We start from the raw sequence: 14402 nt of genomic DNA, 5'->3' as shown, positions 1-14402 counted from the left end.
ATACTAAAGACTAACTTATTGGCCGCTGAAGCTTAGCCTGTACATGCGCCAGAACCATCGCATCAAATTGATCTTTTCCCTCCAAAAGTTCGACCTCTATAGGTATATAAAATATTGGCAGTTGCTGTGTAAGTTCATGCAGCACCTTATCCTGCAGTTTAACGGCATCTTTTCGTGTCGTTAGCACAGAAGCATGCGCTAGTTTATCCTGCTGCAGCAACTTCTTTAGTTTCAGAACATCCTGGGCTGTATAGTAGTAATGGTCGGCATACGCCACATGCTCTAGTATATTATAGCCTTCCTTATCTAAATACTGGATAAGTGGCGCTGCATTAGCAATACCTGTTAATAACACTATTTTTTTGGATATAGTATGGCGCATACCAATAGAAACAGGAACACCATACTTAAAAGAACTGAAAAAGACAGGGGTAGCAGGATTGGTAAAATTCTTTATACGCTGCTTTATGGTGTTCTTTGCCTCATCAGTCAAACCTGTTGGGCACTTGCTTACAAGAACAACATCGGCACGCTTAGCTCCTTCTTTAGACTCCCTCAACAAACCTACTGGCATGATGAAATCATTGTAAAAAGGGCGGTTATAATCTGACAGAAGAATATTGAAGGATGGCTGTATGGGGCGGTGCTGCATGGCATCGTCTAAAAGAACAACTTCTATACTTGGCACCTCCCGCTGTAACTGCTGCACCCCCTTTACCCTGTCTTCCGACACGCCAACAGCTACTTCTGGAAAGTCAAGGTGGTACTGAAAGGGTTCGTCGCCCAAGGCGGCAGCAGTGGTACCAGCGCCTGCCAACACAAAACCTTTTGATTGACGCTTATAGCCTCGGCTTAGGGTTGCTACCTTGTATGATTTCAGCAAACGAAGCAGATACTCTACATGAGGCGTTTTGCCTGTGCCTCCTACGGTGAGGTTACCCACTGCCAAAACAGGAATCTCAAAACGATGCGAAGGCAAAACCTGCTGATCGTATAGTTTATTGCGCATAGCAGTTATGCCACCGTACAAGATCGAAAAAGGCCAGAGCAGGTGTTTCAGATATTTGAACATGATGTAGTCTCTATGACAAAATTAGCTAATTTTAACGTTTCAACGCTAAAAGAAACTTCAAAGAAAGAAACTATGGCCACTATACAGGAGGTAACACGCGTGTTGGAAAACCTGGCACCGCTTCGCTACCAAGAAAGCTACGATAACGCGGGCTTACAAACAGGAAATGCGCAAGACCAGGTAACAGGCGTGTTGCTAGCACTGGATTGCACAGAAGAAGTAATTGAAGAAGCACTCGCAAAAGGCTGCAACCTTATTGTAGCGCATCACCCGGTTATATTTAAAGGGTTAAAGCAACTAACAGGTCGTAACTATGTAGAACGCACTATCATAAAAGCTATTCAGAACAATGTCGCAATCTATGCTTCCCATACAAATCTGGATAACGTACTATATGGTGTAAACACAAAAATAGCCGATAAACTGAATTTGCAGCACCAGCGCATACTGGTAAACAAGCCACAGACACTCATGCAACTGGTTACTTTTGTCCCAGTTGAAAACACTGAACAAGTGCTACAGGCGCTGCATCAGGCGGGTGCTGGAAATATTGGTGAATACAGTAACTGTAGCTTTCAAGTGGAGGGCACAGGGCGCTTCTCTCCTTCCGATAAGGCTAATCCGACTATAGGTAAGTCTGGAAAGCATGAGCAGGTTCAGGAAAATCGTGTCGAGCTTATCTTCCCTGCTTACCTGCAGCACAACATCATGGCAGCACTAAAAAAAGCTCATCCTTACGAAGAAGTTGCGCACTGCCTTTATGCTCTAGAAAACACAAATCAGGAAGTAGGCATAGGCATGATAGGAGATCTTTCGGAAAATATGACGGAGACAGATTTTCTGCAATATCTGAAAGAAAAGATGCAGCTACAGGTGATTAAATATACACCGCTATCTTCTAATAGCATTAAAAAAGTTGCTGTTTGCGGAGGTGCTGGTAGTTTCCTTATAAAAGATGCCATGAGGCAAGGTGCTGATGCACTAGTGACGGGAGATATAAAATATCATGAGTTTTTTGATGCCGAGGGGCAACTTTTAATTGCCGATATTGGGCATTATGAAAGCGAAGTATACACAAAGGAGATTTTTTATGAGTTAATTTCAAAAAACTTTGCTAATTTTGCAGTCTATTTATCGGAAGTAAACACAAACCCTATCAGATACACCTTTTAATATACATGGAAAGTACTGTAGCCAGCAAACTAGAAGCACTGTTAAAGCTTCAAAGCATCGATTCGCAGCTTGATGAAATTAGACGCGTAAGGGGTGACTTGCCCGAAGAGGTTCAGGACCTAGAAGATGAAATTGAGGGCTATGAAGTAAGGGTTCGTAAATTCGACGATGAGGTAGCAGGTCTCAATGAATCTATCGCTCAGCGCAAGCAAGCCATCAAAGATGCTGAAAGCCTTATCAAAAAGTATGAGGATCAGCAGGAGAATGTTCGCAACAACCGCGAATATGACGCCATCACAAAAGAGATTGAACTTCAGAAGCTGGAAATTCAGATCGCTGAAAAGAAAATCAAAGAAGCTCATTACCAGATTGAGCAGAAAAAGAACGAGATAGAGGGCACTAAAAGCCGTCTGGATGAGCGCCGCAAAGATCTTGAAAACAAGAAAAAGGAGCTTAACCAAATCGTTTCTGAAAGCGAAGAAGAAGAAACTGGACTTGAAAAAGAGCGCGATTCTGCCGCTTCTCAGATTGAGGACAGATTATTGAGCGCCTATAGCCGTATCCGCAAAAATGTACGCAATGGTTTGGCTGTTGTAGCTGTAAAGCGTGATGCCTGTGGCGGTTGCTTTAATACTGTGCCTCCTCAGCGCCAAGCAGATATTGCAGCTCAAAAGAAAGTAATAGTTTGCGAGCACTGTGGCCGTATCCTGGCGGGTGTAGAGCAGCGCGTATTTTAAGTAGAAGTATAACATGAGCGTTTGTCGCTTATACATAACACCGAAAAGGATGGCTAAACACCATCCTTTTTTTTTATTGCTCTGGCTTTTGTTCTTTTCGGGTTACAACAGCATAGCTTTCGCTAATTCTACTTTTACTCCTACGTTGGCTAAAGCACAAACTGAGCTGCTAAAGCTTAAAGTAATTAATGCGAGCCAGCTAGTACAACAGGAGTCAAAGAATGAAACTATTAATGCCGTAGCCCTACTGGTAGCCAATTACAGTGATTTTCTGAGAATATGTGTTCAGCAGGACAAAAGCGTGTATGACAAACTGATAAACGCACAGGAAGATCGGCTGTCACAGTTAGAGGCCCTAAAAGAAAAGTCGGAGTGGGTGGACTATAGTAAGGCTGAAGTAAGGATGCAGCTAGGTGTAAGTAAACTTACAACTGGCAATAAGTTATCTGCTGCTTGGGATTTCAGAAAAGCTTATCTACAACTAAAAGCAAATGCAGAAACGTACCCTCAATTCCTCCCCAATAAAAAGTCTTACGGACTGATGCAAATCCTTATTGGCTCTGTTCCCGACAACTATAAATGGTTCTTCAACATTATCGGGATGAAAGGCAGTGTTTCTGCTGGCGTTGCAAACCTAAAATCCGTTGCGACCCAACAAAATCCTGCCCAAAAAGAGGCTCAACTGCTGTACGCTCTCACGCAGCACATGCTCGACGAAGAGAAAAATACACCTGCTGCTCTTAAAGCAGTACATCAGTTGGTAAGCGAGCAACCTGATAATCTGCTTTTCTCTTTCGTATACATCCACCTGCTTAAAAAAACGAAACACAGTGATCAGGCACTGCAACAGTTCAGTCAAAGGCCCAAAGGCAAAGGCTACTTATCTTTTCCGTACCTCCACCACATGGCTGCCGATCTATACTTGTATAAAGGCGACTACAGCAAATCTATAGAAGCCAACAAGATTTTTTTGGAGCAGCATCAAGGGGAGCATTATCTGAAATCAGCATATTATAAGCTCTTCCTGGCTTATAAACTAAACAACCTTCAGCCACAAGCCAAGTGGTACTACAATAATATAGCACCTATTGGCATTGCCGAAACAGAAGAAGATAAGTATGCCTCCAGATTCATTGAGCGGAAGGAGCAGTTTCATAATGCCTTACTGGTTGCGCGTCTCCGTTATGATGGCGGATATTACAAAAAGGCCCTGCAGGTGCTTAACAACATAGATAACACTGATGAGTTATCATCTGCTTTAAATGCAGAATATCTTTACCGCAAAGCCCGCATCTACCATGGATTGAATAATAAACCCTTAGCCATTTTCTTCTATCAGAAAACCATAAAAGCCTGTGAAGCAACAGATTTATATTTCGCACCTAATGCAGCACTACAGTTAGGATATCTTTACCAGCAAAGTAAGCAACCAAGTATGGCAAAGGCTTATTTTGATAAAGCGAAAAGCTTTAAGGGCCATGCGTATAAAAATAGCATCGATGCAAAAGCAAAATTAGCCCTATCTACTCTGTAAGTTATGTTTACCCATACCATATCAGTGGCAGATCTGCCTATCTCTCTGGAAGAGTTCAGGCAAAAGGCTTTAGCCTGGGCAGACAAGCAAGAGCTTGTGGCATATTATACTTCTAATGAGATACCTTACCTCTACAATGGTTTTGAGCATTTGCTGGCTGTTTCAAGCACCACAGGCGCTGCGATACAATTAGATGAAGCGGATGCTTTTGCCAGCCTGCGGCAACAGTTAGCGAAGCAGTCTGGCTTGTGGTGTGGCTTTCTCTCTTACGACCTGAAAAACCAGGTTGAAAAACTGCACAGCGATAACCATGATGGCTTGCAGTTTCCACTGCTCTTTTTCTTTCAGCCTGAAGTTTATATTTACTTTAAAGAGGATAAGTTAATTCTTTATAGTTCAGAAAGAAACATTGAGACAATAATTGCCACAATTCTGGCTACAGCTGCACCTGCTCCACTCCTGCCGCTACAGCTAAAGGTACAGCAACGTGTCGCCCAGGATGAGTATATAAACCAGGTTAACAAGATAAAGCAGCATATTCTGGAAGGCGATGTATACGAGCTAAATTACTGCATCGAGTTCTTTGCCGAAGACGTGCAATTGCAGCCTCTCCCCCTGTACCTGGCTTTAAATGCCGCATCACCTACACCTTTCTCTGGTTACCTTAAGTTGCAGGATAAATATTTGTTGTGTGCCTCACCTGAACGTTATCTTAAAAAGGATGGACAGAAACTAATCTCTCAGCCCATAAAAGGAACTATAAAACGCGGTGCCACACCAGCAGAGGACCAAGAGCTACAGCAGCAACTCCGCCACGATGAAAAGGAACTGGCTGAAAACATGATGATCGTAGACCTGGTGCGAAATGATTTAAGCCGCTCTTGTAGTGTCGGAACTGTGCAGGTGGAGGAAATGTTCGGCATCTACGGATTTCAGCAGGTGTCGCAGATGATCTCAACGGTCACAGGAGAACTTCATCCTGAAAAGAATTTAGTTGATGCCTTAAAAGAATCTTTCCCAATGGGCAGCATGACAGGCGCACCCAAAATAAGTGCAATGCAGCTAATTGAGGAGTTGGAGACGACAAAGCGAGGCTTGTATTCAGGTGCTTTTGGGTATGTCACGGCAGATCAAAACTTCGACTTCAATGTCGTCATCCGAAGTATACAGTACAATGCTAGCAACGGCTACCTCTCTTTTATGGTAGGTAGCGCCATCACCTATGACTCTACTCCTGAACAGGAATACCAGGAATGTTTTCTGAAGGCGAAGGCAATTTTGAAAGTACTTGGCCAAGGCTGAACGCTGCGCCTGCAGCAATTATAAATGTTGAATCATAAATTATGAATAAGTAAGATTCACATAAAGCTATACTATTAGTCCTGTTAATACATTGCGGTCATTCATAATTAACTAAAAGTCAACTGATAAAAAGGAAATATTAAGTGCTTCGGTTTGTTCTGCAGAATTCGAGCCTATTTCTGCCATTCTTAATTCATAATTTTTAATTCATAATTCAAGCTTGCGTCTGTCATTCTGTCACACTTTACGATAGTTTATAGTATATTTGCACTCTGAAAGCGTATTAGTATGGAGCCAATAGTAGATTTAGATTTTATAGATAACCGCACACCTGAACAAGCTGCAGCCGCTGCCTGCGACACACATGTAACAAAAGAGACAAACACGGGCAAATCGCGCAAATTGTATATCGAGAGCTATGGCTGTGCCATGAACTTCTCCGATAGCGAAATTGTGTCGTCTATTATGTTCGAGCAGGGTTTTGACACCACTTCTGACATAGCAGATGCCGATGTAGTTTTCCTGAATACCTGTTCAATTCGTGAGAAGGCGGAACAGACAGTGCGCAACCGCTTAGGCCAAATTAACTACCACAAGAAAAAAAATCCAGGCATGGTAGTAGGCGTGTTAGGCTGTATGGCGGAACGTCTGAAAAAGACGTTGCTGGATGAAGAAAAGATTGTGGACCTGGTGGTTGGTCCTGACGCTTACCGCGACCTTCCAAACCTGATCAATGAAGTAGACGGTGGCCAGAAAGCTGTAAACGTACTGCTCAGCCGCGAAGAAACTTACGCTGACATTAACCCTATCCGTTTGAACAGCAACGGTGTTAGTGCTTTTATCTCAATTATGAGAGGCTGCGATAACATGTGCTCTTTCTGTGTGGTGCCGTTTACGCGAGGCCGTGAGCGTAGCCGCGATGCTCATTCTATAGTGCGCGAAGCTGAAGCTTTGGTGGCACAAGGGTATAAAGAAGTAACATTGCTAGGTCAGAACGTTGACTCCTATAAGTGGGCATCTGAGGACGGAACAGATAAAGTGAACTTTGCGCAGTTGTTAGAAATGGTAGCTCTTCTTAGCACTGATTTGCGTGTACGTTTCTCTACTTCTCACCCAAAAGATATTACGGATGAAGTGCTTTATACCATGAAAAAGTACGACAACATCTGTAAATACATACACCTTCCAGCGCAGAGCGGCAATTCCAGAGTGTTGGAGCTAATGAACCGTACATACGACCGTGAGTGGTATATCAATCGTGTTGATGCGATCAGAAATATTTTAGGTGAAGATTGCGGTATTTCATCAGACATGATTGCGGGTTTTTGTACTGAAACTGAGGAAGAACACCAGGATACGTTGTCGCTGATGGACTACGTGCAGTACGACTACTCTTATATGTTCTTCTATTCTGAGCGCCCAGGCACTCTGGCTGCCCGTAAGTTAGAAGACGATATCCCGCTAGAAGTTAAAAAGCGTCGTTTGGATGAAATTATACAGAAACAGCGCGAAACTTCGTTAAACCGCAATAAGCGCGACATCGGCAAGGTGCACAGGGTGTTGGTAGAGAACTTCTCTAAAAAATCGGATGAGCAATTGAGTGGCCGCAACGATCAGAACAAAGTTGTCATCTTCGATAAAAAGCACTACAAGAAAGGCGACTATGTAAACGTTTTCGTTCACGACTGCAGCGTAGGCACCTTGTTCGGAGAAGCAGTGGATTAATGTGCTAAAAAATTAATTTGTTTATGTGCTAATTGGTATTGCAAGTTAGCACTCTACATCCAACACATTAGCACATTACCTCATTAGCAAATTAGTTTATGGCTAACATCGATATTCAAAGTATAAAGCAGCGTTTCGGCATAATCGGAAACTCCTCGTTGCTAAACCATGCCATACAAGTGGCGGTGCAGGTGGCTCCTACCGACATGACGGTTCTTATTACAGGCGAAAGTGGTAGTGGTAAAGAATCTTTCTCCAAAATTATACACCAACTCAGCCCGCGCAAGCATGGGCAGTTTATTGCCATAAACTGTGGCGCTATACCAGAAGGCACCATAGATTCGGAGCTTTTTGGACATGAGAAGGGCTCTTTTACAGGCGCTACCGATACCCGCAAAGGCTATTTTGAGGTAACAGACGGAGGTACTATTTTTTTAGATGAAATAGGTGAAATGCCGTTGGGCACACAGGCTCGCCTGTTGCGTGTGCTCGAAAACGGGGAGTTTATTAAGGTAGGTTCTTCTAAAGTTCAGAAAACAGATGTACGTGTGGTAGCTGCCACAAACGTTAACTTGATTAATGCGGTAGAAAAAGGGCAGTTCCGAGAAGACCTATACTATAGGTTAAATACGGTGCCTATTACGGTGCCACCGCTTCGGGAGCGTGGTGAAGATGTGCATTTGCTTTTCCGTAAGTTTGCGGCAGATTTTGCAGAAAAATACAAAGTAAAACCAATCACATTAACGCCAGAGGCTGTACAACTGCTGTTGGAATTCCGCTTTCCTGGCAACATTCGCCAGCTAAAGAACATTGCAGAACAGATTTCTGTGCTGGAGTATGATCGGGTAATTGATGCAGACAAGTTACGCCAGTACCTGCCACAAGAGCAAAATAGTATACTCCCAGCGCTTTTAAATAAAGAAAGTAATTCTTCTCAATCATTCTCGGAACGAGATCTGCTCTACAAGGTGTTGTTCGATATGCGTAGGGATATGTCTGAACTGAAGAAACTAGTATTTGAGATGCTTGCTCACCAGCAAAACGACGAAGACCTGCTAAAAGAACATAGTCATCTTTTTGAGAATATAGAGTCTTTCAACCCTCGGGAGTATCAACCACAGGATGTAAAGCCGGCGCCATCGTTTTACTTGCCAGTAAAGCAGCCGCACCACCACGAATATCAAGATGAGGAGCATAAAGTAGAAGACATTACGCACGAAACCGAAGAAGAAAGTCTTTCTTTAGAAGACAAAGAGAAAGAGATGATTCTAAAGGCCCTCAAAAAGCACCATAATAAACGTAAGTATGCCGCTCAGGATTTAGGTATCTCTGAACGCACCCTTTATCGCAAGTTAAAGCAGTATGACATCGAAGATTAAATTTAACTTAGTAGCCTATACCCTGCTGCTGCTCACATGCTGCAGTAGCTGTATCAGTTACTCCTTATCTGGCGTGAGTCTTGCGGCAGATATTAAAACCATATCTATTCAAAACCTGGAAAACAGTTCTGGTGAAGGCCCCTCCAACCTCACCCAGATTGTAACGAACAACCTTAAGAACTTCTACCGAAGAAACACGAATTTAACCATGCTCCAGAGTGATGGCGACTTGCAATTGGAAGGGCAGATTGTTAGCTTTACCATTACACCAGCTGCTGTGCAAAGAGAAGGAAACTTTGACGTGGCTGGCCTAAACAGGCTTACAATGGGTGTACAAGTTAGATTTGTGAACGCAAAGAATCCAGATGAAAATTTTGATCAGTTGTTCACTATTTCTCAGGACTTTGCCCAAAATGTAGATATAACTCAAATTCCTACAGCCACTATAGACGAACTGTCTGAACGCCTGAACACAGAAATTTTTAACAAAACGGTTGCCAACTGGTAATTTGTATAGGGAGCAGAAGAACGTTAGCCAAAGCATGAATAAATCAGCCTTTTTAGAACTGATAAAAAAAGTATCGAGCATAACTGACCAGCAAACAGATGAACTGGAAAAAGTTGCCGCTGCTTTCCCATATTGCCAAACCGCCCATTTACTTTTAGCCAAATCAGCATACGATAAAGGAAGCATGCTTTCTACACAAAGATTACGTAGAGCATCTGCTTATGCCACCGATAGGCAATTATTGAAAAAAACAATATATGCTGCACCGCTAGAGCCTGTTTTTGAAGAGCAAGCTGTTGAGGAAACTAACCTGGCAGATGAAGCAGAGCAACCTGTGTTTTTACCAGCTCCTACAGAAGAAGTAGAAGCAAAAACACCTACAGAGGAAGCACAAGATATAGTAGCGTCTGACCCACAAGAACACCTTAACGTAACAAAAGAAACTATAACAGCAGAAGTAAATGCTGCTGAAGTTACGACGGAGGAAATCTCTGTCGATGACGAAGAAGTAACAGCGGAAGAGACTGTAGAAGAAAAGTATGAAGCTGAAGAAGTAGTGACGACAGTATTTGAACTGGAAGAGGTAGAAGCACCACAAGCAGATGAAGCTTCGTTTGACTCTGAGCTGGCTATGCTTTTAACTATCAATAGCTTAAGCTCCTCCTCTACCGACCTGCTAGCCAACTACACCGACAACTCTGATGAGGAAGCTATAGCAGCATCTTCTTCTGAAAATGAACTTGCTTTTTCTTCTAATGAGGATGAAGTTAATGTAACTGAAACAGCTGTAGAACACACCTCTCAAATAGAAGCGAGTGATGATTCTGCTGATAAGTTGACTCTAGCAGAAACAGAGGTTGTTGACTTAGCGGACGATATTTACGCGTCCGAAGAAAAGGAAGCTTTCTCTACTTTACCTGAAGATGCTGAAGTAAACTATAGTTCTGATGAAATTGATCGATTGTATGTGGCAGATGCTTTAGGTTATTGGATGGGTTCCAGCCGAATGGGAGAAGTGTTGCAGTTAAAAGATGAATATACACGTCCCCGACCGCAAAGTTTTCATCCAGAATTGATATTAGAGTACAGCAAAACCCATGAATTAGAGAAGACTGTTGAGGAGAGCAATAAGATCATAACACAGCAAACAAACATCATCGATCAATTCCTGAAGCTGAACCCACGGCTGAAAAGTATGGCAAACGTCAAGTTTAAGTCAGAGCCACAGGAAGATCTATCGCTGAAGAGTTCCAAAATAAAGAAAGGCATTGCCTCCGAAAGCCTTGCCACCATTTTCATTAATCAAGGCAAAGCAAAAAAAGCTATCAAAATATATGAACAGCTGATTTTGAAAAATCCAGAAAAAAAGAGTTACTTTGCCGAACAGATAGAAAAGTTACAAAACATAATTTAAAATGTATATCGCCCTAATCAGTATCATCATCTTTATTTGCGTACTCCTTGTTTTAGTTGTGCTAGCACAGAACCCTAAGGGAGGTGGCCTTTCTGGCCAGTTTGGCGGCGGTGGTGCCAGCCAGTTAATGGGTGTAAAACGCACAGGCGACCTTTTAGAGAAACTGACTTGGGGCTTTGCGATTGCACTTGTTGTAGTTACACTTGCTACTCATATGATGGTTGATAACACAGGCTCTGAAGCTGGTGTTAGAAGTGTAAACGAAGAGCGTGCTCGTCAGTCACAGTTGCCAGCTGCTCCAGGAGCTTTTCCTGGTGCCACAGATACTACAGCTGCTATACCTGGTGCAGGAGATATTCCAGAAATGATTGATACAGCAAATCAGCAGTAAGCTTAGCTGTAACATAAAATCTCACGTATACGAAAAGCCGACATTAATGTCGGCTTTTTTGTTTTGTGCCTGTCAGTGCTGACAAAAAATTAGAAAAAGTTCCATTTATATGGCAGAATCTGACAAAAGTGGCAGGTTAAAAAGCTCTTTTTGCTGAAATAATGGCTTAAAGTGGCAGTTTCTGAGGCTTGGCACAAGAAGTGCTATTACTAATATGGTTTCAAGTTCAACATTAACCATAAACCTAATTAATTAACAAACTATGTCAATCAGCATTAAACCATTAGCAGACAGAGTAATTGTAGCTCCAGCTGCAGCAGAAGAAAAAACTAAGTCTGGTATCATCATTCCTGACACTGCTAAAGAAAAACCACAGCGTGGTGAGGTAGTAGCCGTTGGCGAGGGCAAAGTATCTGATCAAGGCTCACTGATGAAGCCTCAGGTAAAAGTAGGCGACCAGGTGTTGTATGGCAAGTACGCAGGTACAGAGATCTCTGTAGACGGTGGCGACTACCTGATCATGCGCGAGTCAGATATTCTGGCAGTACTTTAATCCTCTAATCAATTTTAAAACTTAATCAGAAAGAAATATACTATGGCTAAGAACATCACATTTGATGCCGACGCACGCACTAAGATTAAAGCTGGCGTCGACAAACTGGCTAATGCTGTTAAAGTTACTTTAGGCCCTAAAGGCCGTAACGTGATCATCGATAAAAAATTCGGTGCTCCTACTATTACGAAAGACGGTGTTTCGGTTGCGAAAGAAATCGAACTGAAAGACCCTATCGAAAACATGGGTGCTCAGCTGGTAAAAGAGGTTGCCTCTAAAACTGCTGACCAGGCTGGTGACGGTACTACTACTGCAACTGTATTGGCTCAGGCTATTTATACAGCTGGCATTAAAAACGTAGCTGCTGGTGCTAACCCAATGGACCTAAAGCGCGGTGTAGACAAAGCTGTTGAGGCAGTTGTAGCAAACCTGCGTACGCAGTCTAAGAAAATTGAGAACTCTTCTGAAATCGCACAGGTAGGTACTATCTCTGCTAACAACGACCCAGAGATCGGTAAAATGATTGCCGATGCCATGGATAAAGTTGGTAAAGACGGTGTAATTACTGTTGAGGAAGCTAAAGGTACTGAAACAGAGGTAAAGACTGTAGAAGGTATGCAGTTCGACCGTGGTTACCTTTCTCCATACTTCGTTACAAACGCGGAGAAAATGGAAGCTGACTTCGACAATCCTTACATCCTGATCTACGACAAGAAAGTTTCTACTATGAAAGAACTGCTTCCTGTATTGGAGCAAGTAGTTCAGACAGGTAGAGGACTTGTAATTATTGCTGAAGATGTAGACGGTGAAGCGCTTGCTACACTGGTTGTTAACAAGCTTCGTGGCTCGCTTAAAATCGCTGCTGTTAAAGCTCCTGGCTTTGGCGACAGAAGAAAAGCTATGCTGGAAGATATCGCTATCTTAACTGGCGGTACTGTAATTTCTGAAGAAAGAGGTTACAAACTGGAGAACGCAACGCTTGAGTACTTAGGTCAGGCTGAGAAAGTGATCATCGACAAAGACAACACTACGCTTGTAAATGGTGCTGGTACTAAAGATGACATCGTGGCACGCGTTAACCAGATTAAGGCGCAGATGGAAACTACTACATCTGACTACGACAAAGAAAAACTGCAGGAGCGTTTAGCGAAGCTTTCTGGCGGTGTTGCTATCCTTTACATCGGTGCTTCTACTGAAGTTGAGATGAAAGAGAAGAAAGACCGTGTAGATGATGCTTTACATGCTACAAGAGCTGCTGTTGAAGAAGGTATCGTAGCTGGTGGTGGTGTTGCTCTAATCCGTGCAATTGATGCCCTTGAAAACATTGATACGTACAACGCTGACGAAAAAACTGGTGTGCAAATCATCAGAACTGCTCTGGAGGCTCCGCTTAGAACTATCATCTCTAACGCAGGTGGCGAAGGTTCTGTAGTAGTACAAGCTGTTCGTGAAGGCAAAGCTGATTATGGCTACAACGCCCGCGACGACAAGTATGAGAACATGTTCGCAGCAGGTATTATCGACCCAACTAAGGTTACTCGCCTTGCTTTAGAGAACGCTGCTTCTATCGCTGGCCTTCTGTTAACTACAGAGTGTGTAGTTTCTGAAGATCCAGAAGAAGAAAAAGGTGCTCCAGCAATGCCAGGTGGCATGGGCGGTATGGGCGGCATGATGTAATCAACTCCCATAGTTATAAAGAAAACCCTGCGCTAGAAATGGCGCAGGGTTTTTTCGTTGTTTATTAATGGTTATCTGCGTCTTTGCTATAATACTTGTAGCACAAGCGGACGCTTACATTAGTACAGGGTAAGCGATTACTAAAGAACAATTAACTGCTTTTTTGTCGATGAACGAACATCGAGTAATGCATAACGAAAGGCTACAGTTCTTTTATGCGGATGGTAATATCGTGTGGAGCAACTTCATCGCCTCCGAAGTATGGGTAAAGCTGGTAACCTGCCGCTGTGCCCGAGCAATGCCTTGGCAACGTAACCTCTTGATTATCTAACCTAAAAACGTATTCCTTGTCTTTAACCTCAATCTCATAGGTATACGGCTTTTCTATTTCCACTGAGGTTATAAATTCTGAACGACGGCTGCTGTTGTTGTAGGTATAGGCATGTAGTTCAAGTCTGTTTTCAAACCATCGCCATCCAAATCTGGCACTGTTCATTTGGTGCAGGCTACTGCAATCAGCAAAACCGTATAATTTGTTTAAGTCGCCTTGATTTAAAGGATCTGTAGTAGTATAAACTGCAGAACTATCAAAGGTTACTTCGAACTGCATGAACGAAGTGTTTACTTGCTTTAGGTTATTATGGGAGGAATAATGAGTTCCTTTTTTTATGGTGTAAACTATAGAGGAATCGGTGATGATAGCGTCTTCAACTGGCTTGATTATTTCGCAGGAACTAGCACACAGCAAAGCAACACAGGCTAAGCTGAACTTAAATGATTTTTTTAAAAGGAACATTGGCTAAAAGGTGTAAAGCTATTTGCATAGTGTAAATTAGAATTCTATCTTATACATTAAATACAATTTTTGCTCAATTTGCACCTTTTGTATTAAACAAACAAAAAAAGCCTCTGTAAAACTTACAGAGGCTTTTTAAAT

Annotated in this window: 13 protein-coding genes; 11 read left to right on the top strand and 2 right to left on the bottom strand. The window is 42.6% G+C overall.

Annotation, left to right across the window (positions count from 1 at the left end):
* Positions 1-10: 10 nt before the first annotated feature.
* Positions 11-1072 carry a tetraacyldisaccharide 4'-kinase gene (gene lpxK / locus LN893_RS15820; RefSeq protein ID WP_229971752.1) on the bottom strand — a complete coding sequence of 354 codons (1062 nt, stop codon included), beginning with the start codon at positions 1070-1072 and terminating at the stop codon, positions 11-13.
* Positions 1073-1144: 72 nt separating this feature from the next.
* Here lpxK and LN893_RS15815 point away from each other — a divergent pair, with 72 nt between their 5' ends.
* The 11 genes from LN893_RS15815 to groL all read left to right on the top strand — a co-directional run bounded on the left by LN893_RS15815 (position 1145) and on the right by groL (position 13465).
* Positions 1145-2245 (top strand): Nif3-like dinuclear metal center hexameric protein, encoded by a 1101-nt coding sequence (locus LN893_RS15815; protein WP_229971751.1) that lies wholly within the window; start codon positions 1145-1147, stop codon positions 2243-2245.
* Between the two features lie 5 nt (positions 2246-2250).
* Entirely contained in the window at positions 2251-2982 is a 732-nt protein-coding gene (locus LN893_RS15810; protein WP_229971749.1) for a zinc ribbon domain-containing protein, read from the top strand.
* 49 nt (positions 2983-3031) lie between these two features.
* Positions 3032-4516 carry a tetratricopeptide repeat protein gene (locus tag LN893_RS15805; protein ID WP_229971747.1) on the top strand — a complete coding sequence of 495 codons (1485 nt, stop codon included), beginning with the start codon at positions 3032-3034 and terminating at the stop codon, positions 4514-4516.
* Positions 4517-4519: 3 nt separating this feature from the next.
* Positions 4520-5818: an anthranilate synthase component I family protein gene (locus tag LN893_RS15800; protein ID WP_229971746.1), complete on the top strand. Its 1299-nt coding sequence runs from the start codon at positions 4520-4522 to the stop codon at positions 5816-5818.
* 288 nt (positions 5819-6106) lie between these two features.
* Positions 6107-7543: a tRNA (N6-isopentenyl adenosine(37)-C2)-methylthiotransferase MiaB gene (miaB, locus tag LN893_RS15795; RefSeq protein ID WP_229971743.1), complete on the top strand. Its 1437-nt coding sequence runs from the start codon at positions 6107-6109 to the stop codon at positions 7541-7543.
* A gap of 98 nt (positions 7544-7641) precedes the next feature.
* Complete coding sequence (locus tag LN893_RS15790; RefSeq protein WP_229971741.1) at positions 7642-8922, top strand: sigma-54 interaction domain-containing protein; 1281 nt, start codon at positions 7642-7644, stop codon at positions 8920-8922.
* Positions 8906-9430, top strand: a complete 525-nt coding sequence (locus LN893_RS15785; protein WP_229971739.1) for an LptE family protein — start codon at positions 8906-8908, stop codon at positions 9428-9430. The genes LN893_RS15790 and LN893_RS15785 overlap by 17 nt, the downstream gene beginning before the upstream one ends.
* A gap of 34 nt (positions 9431-9464) precedes the next feature.
* A complete protein-coding gene (locus tag LN893_RS15780) occupies positions 9465-10844 on the top strand; it encodes a DUF8458 domain-containing protein (RefSeq protein WP_229971737.1) in 1380 nt (459 codons plus the stop codon).
* Position 10845: 1 nt separating this feature from the next.
* Positions 10846-11235, top strand: a complete 390-nt coding sequence (secG, locus tag LN893_RS15775) for a preprotein translocase subunit SecG (RefSeq protein WP_229971735.1) — start codon at positions 10846-10848, stop codon at positions 11233-11235.
* Positions 11236-11497: 262 nt separating this feature from the next.
* Positions 11498-11788 (top strand): co-chaperone GroES, encoded by a 291-nt coding sequence (gene groES / locus LN893_RS15770; RefSeq protein WP_229971733.1) that lies wholly within the window; start codon positions 11498-11500, stop codon positions 11786-11788.
* A 42-nt stretch (positions 11789-11830) separates the two neighbouring features.
* Positions 11831-13465, top strand: a complete 1635-nt coding sequence (gene groL / locus LN893_RS15765; protein ID WP_229971731.1) for a chaperonin GroEL — start codon at positions 11831-11833, stop codon at positions 13463-13465.
* Positions 13466-13667: 202 nt separating this feature from the next.
* Here groL and LN893_RS15760 read toward each other — a convergent pair whose 3' ends face one another.
* On the bottom strand, positions 13668-14261 hold the full coding sequence (locus LN893_RS15760) for a hypothetical protein (RefSeq protein ID WP_229971729.1): 594 nt from the start codon (positions 14259-14261) through the stop codon (positions 13668-13670).
* Positions 14262-14402: the final 141 nt, after the last annotated feature.

It is taken from the genome of Pontibacter harenae (genome assembly GCF_020907245.1).
GTDB classification, from domain to species: Bacteria; Bacteroidota; Bacteroidia; order Cytophagales; family Hymenobacteraceae; genus Pontibacter; species Pontibacter harenae.
This window is presented reverse-complemented; position numbering and strand designations above follow the sequence as displayed.